Origin of the sequence: Streptomyces sp. NPDC102274 (genome assembly GCF_044766385.1) — a bacterium.
In the GTDB taxonomy this organism is placed as follows: Bacteria; Actinomycetota; Actinomycetes; order Streptomycetales; family Streptomycetaceae; genus Streptomyces.
The window spans coordinates 1-3809 of the sequence record NZ_JBIWLW010000113.1 but is presented as its reverse complement, the minus strand read 5'-3'; the positions used below and the strand labels follow the sequence as shown (position 1 = coordinate 3809).

At 69.7% G+C, this 3809-nt stretch carries 1 protein-coding gene; it reads right to left on the bottom strand.

Annotated features, from left to right (window positions below):
• The coding region (locus ACIRQP_RS42135; protein ID WP_403900733.1) for a type I polyketide synthase at nt 1-3809 on the bottom strand (3809 nt) is incomplete at both ends.

The following is a 3809-nucleotide window of genomic DNA, read 5'->3' as shown; positions in this document are numbered from 1 at the left end:
GCACCCAAGCGCAGAGCCAGCTGAGGCTCCCCAGCGGCCAACGCGGAAGGCAGCACGCTGAGCGAGGCCGCCTCGTCGTCGAGGTCGACCAGCACGATCCGGTCCGGATTCTCCGACTGAGCAGACCTCACCAGACCCCACACCGCCGCCTGCGCGAGATTCCGCACATCCTCATCGGGCGAGATAGCGATCGCACCCCTCGTCACAATGACCAGGCGCACCGCGTCGAACCGCTCGTCCGCCAGCCAGACCTGAACCGCCTTCAGCGCCCAGTGCGCGGCCTCATGCGCGCCGGCGACCGGGTCGGACGCGGACATGACCGGACACGGCACGACCACGAAGTCGGACAGCGGTTCGGTCAGGGCTTCCAGGTCGGTCCACTCGGTCGTCGGGACGTCGCCGTCGGGCAGGGGCACCGACGCCCAGTCGACGCCGAACAGGGCGTCGCCCCGATCGTCACCGGCGATCTGGTCCGCCGACACCTCCCGCAGCACCAACGAGTCGACCGTGGCCACCGGAGCACCCGCCCCGTCCGCCACAGCCAACGCCACCCCGTCCGACCCGGAGGGAGTCAGCCGCACCCGCAGCATCTCCGCACCCGAAGCATGCAACCGCACACCCGACCACGCGAACGGCAACCGACCGACCCCGTCGGCATCGCCGGCCAGACCGATGGCATGCAGCGCCGCGTCCAGCAACGCCGGATGCAGACCGAACCCGTCCACACCCACACCCTCCGGCAACGCGACCTCGGCAAACACCTCGTCCCCACTACGCCACACCGCACGCAAACCCTGGAACACCGGCCCATAACCGAAACCCAGCTCCGCCAGCCGGTCGTAGGCCCCGTCCAGGTCCACGACCTCCGCGCCGGTGGGCGGCCACTCGGCCAGGGAGGCCCCGGCGGACCGGCCACCCGCACGCAGCACACCGGCGGCATGCCGAGTCCATGAACGGCCGTCGTCGGTCTCACCCGCGCTGGAATAGAGCGTCAGCTCACGCCTGCCCGACTCATCCGCCGCACCAACCCACACCTGCACCCGCACCGTACCGTTCTCGGCCAGAACGAGCGGCGCCTCCAGCGTCAACTCCTCCACCAGATCACACCCGACCTGGTCACCCGCACGCACCGCCAACTCGACAAACGCCGTACCGGGCAACAGAACGGAACCCTGGACCACGTAATCAGCCAGCCACGGATGGGACTGAACCGACAGGCGACCGGTCAGCAGCACACCATCCGTCCCACCCACCGCGACAGTCGCACCCAACAACGGATGCTCCACCGAACCGAGCCCGACCGCCGCGACATCGCCGATCAGCGGCAGCGTGTCAGGCCAGTAGCGCTCACGCTGGAACGCGTACGTCGGCAGGTCCACCCGCCGTGCCCCGCCGCCCGCGAAGAAAGGCTCCCAGTCCACCCGGACACCGCGCACGTGCAGCTGTCCCGCAGCCGACGTAGCGGCCACGGCCTCCGGACGATCGCCGCGCAGCACCGGTACGAAGGTCGCCCCCGGCGCGGACTCCTGCCCCAGCGCCGACAACGTCCCACCCGGCCCGACCTCGACAAACGTCGCCACACCCTCAGCAACCAACGTCTCGACAGCATCGGCGAAACGCACCGACGCCCGCACATGCCGCACCCAGTACTCCGGCGAACCCAACTCCTCGGCACTCGCCCGCACACCGGTCAACGTCGACACGATCGGAATCGCGGGTGCCTCGAACGACACGCCCTCCAGTACCCGGCGGAACTCATCGAGCATCGGCTCCATCAACGGCGAGTGGAACGCGTGGCTCACCCGCAGACGAGAAACCTTCCGGCCCGCCTCACGCCACCGCTCCGCGACCACCTCCACATCGGCGGCGACACCAGAGATCACCACCGAGGTCGGACCGTTCACCACGGCGATCCCCACGGTCTCCGACAACTCCGGCAGGATCTCGGCCTCGGTCGCCTGGATCGCGACCATCGCACCACCCTCGGGCAGCGCCTGCATCAGGCGACCCCGCGCCGACACCACCTTCGCCGCATCAGCCAACGACCAGACACCGGACACGTGCGCGGCGGCCAGCTCACCGATGGAGTGGCCCGCCAGCATGTCGGGCCGGACACCCCAGGACTCCAACAGCCGGAACAGAGCGACTTCCACCGCGAACAGCGCGGGCTGCGTCACCCCGGTCTCATTCAGAGCATCGGCGTCCTCGCCGAACAGCACCTCACGCACCGCCGGGTCGAACTCCGCCAGCGCCTCATCCAACGCCGCAGCGAACACCGGGAACCTGGCGGACAGTTCACGCCCCATCCCGAGCCGCTGCGAACCCTGACCCGAGAACAGGAAACCCACCCGGCCGGGCTCGTCGGCGACTCCACTGACCACAGCGCCGGTCGCCCGACCATCGGCCACGGCCGCCAAAGCGGCCAGGAACTCGGACCGGTCAGCAGCGACCACCACCGCACGGTGCTCCAACGCCGACCGTGACGTCGCGAGCGAGTAGCCGACATCAACGAGCGCGTGCTCGTCCGCGATCGACATCAGACGCTCGGCCTGGCCACGCAGGGCACCCTCGCCACCTGCCGACAGCACCCACGGCACGAGGCCGTCACGAACCGGCTCCGGAGCTTCCTCCCGGTCGACCACGGGGGCCTGCTCGATGATGGTGTGCGCGTTCGTCCCGCTGAACCCGAACGACGACACACCGGCCCGCCACGACTTACCGGTCTCCGGCCACGGACGTGCCTCCGTCAGCAGCTCGACGGCGCCCGTCGACCAGTCCACGTGCGATGACCGCTCGGTGACGTGCAGGGTCTGCGGCAGCACACCGTGCCGCATCGCCATCACCATCTTGATCACACCAGCCACACCCGCGGCTGCCTGCGTATGACCGATGTTCGACTTCAGCGACCCGAGCCAGAGCGGCTCACCGTTGCGGTCCTGGCCGTAGGTGGCCAGCAGAGCCTGCGCCTCGATCGGGTCACCCAGCGTGGTGCCGGTGCCGTGCGCCTCCACCGCGTCCACCTCGGACGGAGCGAGACCCGCACTAGCGAGCGCCTGCCGGATCACCCGCTGCTGCGACGGACCGTTCGGCGCCGTCAAACCGTTCGACGCACCGTCCTGGTTCACTGCCGAACCCCGCACGACGGCAAGCACCTGATGTCCGTTGCGCTGGGCGTCCGACAGCCGCTCGACGAACAGCATCCCGATGCCCTCACCCCAGCCCGTGCCGTCAGCGTCGGCGGAGAACGCCTTGCAGCGCCCGTCCACCGACAGCCCGCGCTGGCGGCTGAACTCGATGAACGCACCCGGCGTGGACATCACCGTCACGCCACCCGCCAGCGCCAGCGAGCACTCGCCCGACCGTAGGGCCTGCACCGCCAGGTGCAGTGCGACCAGCGACGAGGAGCACGCCGTGTCCACCGTCACCGCAGGACCTTCAAAGCCGAACGTGTAGGACAACCGGCCGGAAGCCACGCTGGACGCGGTGCCGGTCGCCGCGTAACCGCCCACGTCCTCGGCGGCCCCGTCCAGCACCATCCCGTAGTCCTGCATGTTCGACCCCACGAACACGCCGACGCGCTCACCGCGCAGCGACGCCGGGTCGACCCCGGCCCGTTCCAGCAGTTCCCAGGAGGTCTCCAGCAGCAGCCGCTGCTGCGGATCCATCGCCAACGCCTCACGCGGCGAGATCCCGAAGAACGCAGGATCGAAGTCCGCCACACGGTCGAGGAAAGCGCCCATACGGCTGTAGGTGGTGCCCGTGTGGTCGGGGTCCGGGTCGTACAGCGCCTCCACGTCCCAACCACGATC